Annotated in this window: 3 protein-coding genes; all 3 read left to right on the top strand. The window is 59.9% G+C overall.

Going from position 1 to position 2,580, the window contains the following annotated elements; all coding sequences use genetic code 11:
• The first annotated feature begins 142 nt into the window (after positions 1–142).
• Positions 143–2,020, top strand: a complete 1,878-nt coding sequence (locus V3W31_00015) for a V-type ATPase 116kDa subunit family protein (GenBank protein ID MEE9613321.1) — start codon at positions 143–145, stop codon at positions 2,018–2,020.
• A gap of 96 nt (positions 2,021–2,116) precedes the next feature.
• Positions 2,117–2,326 carry an ATPase gene (locus V3W31_00010; protein MEE9613320.1) on the top strand — a complete coding sequence of 70 codons (210 nt, stop codon included), beginning with the start codon at positions 2,117–2,119 and terminating at the stop codon, positions 2,324–2,326.
• A 71-nt stretch (positions 2,327–2,397) separates the two neighbouring features.
• Positions 2,398–2,580 (top strand): hypothetical protein (locus V3W31_00005; protein MEE9613319.1); only part of this gene is annotated, 183 nt, incomplete at its 3' end.

Genomic DNA, 2,580 nt, shown 5'->3' with positions numbered 1-2,580 from the left:
GGCCCTTGCCTTGAAACTTCTTACCGATGGTGAGGGGGGTGAGGGGGGTGCGGGGGGTGCGGATGGTATCGATGGTAAAGGGGGCAGTAAGGGGGCCGGGGGGGGCAAGCGCGGCGGCTCCTCGGCTTAGGGGAGTTTCTCTATGATAAAGGAGATGAGCAAGCTCCAGATAATCGGCCCGAGGTCCCTCCTCGACGAATGTATCCGCGCGCTCCACGCCCTTTCGGTACTCCACATAGAGACCGTCCCGGTAGAGAGCGTCACCGAGGGGATCTTGAAGAGGCTCCCGCTCGAAGTCGATAAAGTGAAGGAAAAGGACTTTTTCGAGAGGGCGTTCGAGAGAATAAAGAACCTCCTCTTCCTCCTAACGGTCCCGGCGGCGGCAGCCCCAGCGGAGATAGCGCCGGAGAAGATAAAGGAGTTCCTCGAGGAGCTCCGTCCGGTCGAGGACGAGGTGCGGGCCCTTCACGCCAGGAAAGAAGAGCTAACCGAAGAGCTCTCCGGCATAGAGAAGTACGAGAAGGTGCTCCGGGGCTTCGCCCCGGTCGTCTCCAGGCTCGGGGGGCTCAAGAACTTCGACATACTCGGCCTTACCATGGACAGGACCCGGCAGGACGTCCTCTCGCTTCTCGAAGGAGAGCTCGAGAAGATAACCTCCGGCAAGTACGAGATATACACGAGGCCCGTTGACGAGGCCACGCTCGGGGTGGTCATCGCCTACCCGAAGAAGTTCGCCGAGCGCGTCCGCTATCTCGTGCTCGGCGAGGGCATAAACGAGATACGGCTCCCCGGCGAGTATGAGGATATAGCGCTTATCGAGGCCATAACGCGCATGACCCGCAGGAAGGAGGAGATACCCGGACTCGTCGGCCGGGTCGAGGGCGACATAGCCTCGCTCTCCACCCGGTGGTACGGCGTGGTCGAGGGACTCAGGAACGCCTTACAGGACGCCATAGACGAGATAGGGGTGCTCCCCTACTGCGCGGAGACGAAGTTCTGCTTCGTCATAGAGGGCTGGGCCCCGAAGGACATGACGTCCGCCATGAAGGAGGAGTTCGGAAACCTCTTCAAGGGGAAGGTGCTCGTAAGGGAGTTGGAGATAAAGGCCGAAGAAGAAGAGATAGTCCCGGTCTACATAAAAAACCCCCGGTGGCTGAAACCCTTCGAGGTCTTCATCAGGGCGATGCCCACGCCGAGGTACCGCTCGGTGGACCCGACCCCATACATAGCGCTCTTCTTCCCGGCCTTCTTCGGCCTTATCGTGGGGGACGTCGGGTACGGCCTTATAATCCTGGCGCTCGGCCTTTACCTGAGACGCCGTTTCAGGGAGAGGGAGACGCTGCGCGACTTCTTCGAGATACTTTCCGTCTGCGGCATAACGGCTGTTATCTTCGGCGTACTCTTCGGAGAGCTCTTCGGGGACCTCGGCGAGACCCTCGGCATCATGCACCCGATACTCTTCGACAGGATGAGGGCTTTAACCACCTTCATGGTGCTCTCGCTCGGCATAGGGTTTGGCCACGTGGTGCTCGGGCTCCTGATAGGCATCGTGAACTATATGCACAGGGGCATGGCGAGGGAGGCCGTGGGAAAGTTTTCCTATCTGGTGCTGGTCGTCTCCTCGGTAATGCTCATAGGCATTTCCATGAAGTATCTGCCCGAGGGGCTTATGACGCCGGGGCTCGTGGTGCTGGTCGTCTCCTTCGTGGTGCTCGTGGCCGTGGAGGGGCTCATAGGGCCGCTGGAGCTCGTCCGCGCCATAGGGAACATCCTGTCGTACGTGCGTATCATGGCCGTCGGCACGGCCTCGGTGGTGATGGCCGTGGCCGCCAATAAGGTCGCGGGGCTTACCGGGAGCCTCTTCGTCGGGATAATCGCGGCCTTGCTGATACACCTGCTTAACCTGTTCCTCAGCATCCTGAGCCCGACGATACAGTCGATGAGGTTGCAGTACGTGGAGTTTTTGAGTAAGTTCTATGAGGGTGGGGGGAGGCGGTATGAGCCGTTCAAGAAGAGGTAGTAAAGATGCCGTGATGCGTGTGCGTGATGCGTAAAACGATGAGGGAACGGAACCTTGCTGTATAAAGTAGTAACACTAAACTCACGGAGGTGACACATGGAACAGGGTCTGATAGCCATAGCGGCCGCGTTGGCCATAGGGCTCCCGGCGATAGCCACGGCCTGGGCGCAGAGTAGAATAGGTGCTGCGGGCGCGGGAGCGCTCGCCGAAAAACCCGAGCTCCTCGGAAGCATCATACTGCTCGTGGCAATACCCGAGACAATGGTGCTCCTGGGCTTCGTCATAGCCTTCTGGATACTCGGGTAGAAAAACTCGTGATGCGTGATGCGGAAAAACTTTAAAACAAAAACGCACACGCATCACGGCAATGGAGACGTATGGGACAACATGAGCTCATAAAGACCCTCGAAGAGGAGAGTTCGAGGGTGCGGGAGACCATCCTCCGGGAGGCCGGGGAGCGGGCGGAGGCCGTAAGGACACGGGCCCGCGAGGAGGCCGCCAGCGAGAGGGAGCGGCGCGTCGGCGCGCTCCGTAAGGAGCTTGAGCGCAGGCGCGCCGCC

This window comes from Thermodesulfobacteriota bacterium, from assembly GCA_036482575.1.
Taxonomy (GTDB): domain Bacteria; phylum Desulfobacterota; class GWC2-55-46; order GWC2-55-46; family JAUVFY01; genus JAZGJJ01.
Note: the sequence above shows the minus strand (reverse complement) of the source record. Positions and strands in the feature narration are given on the sequence as shown.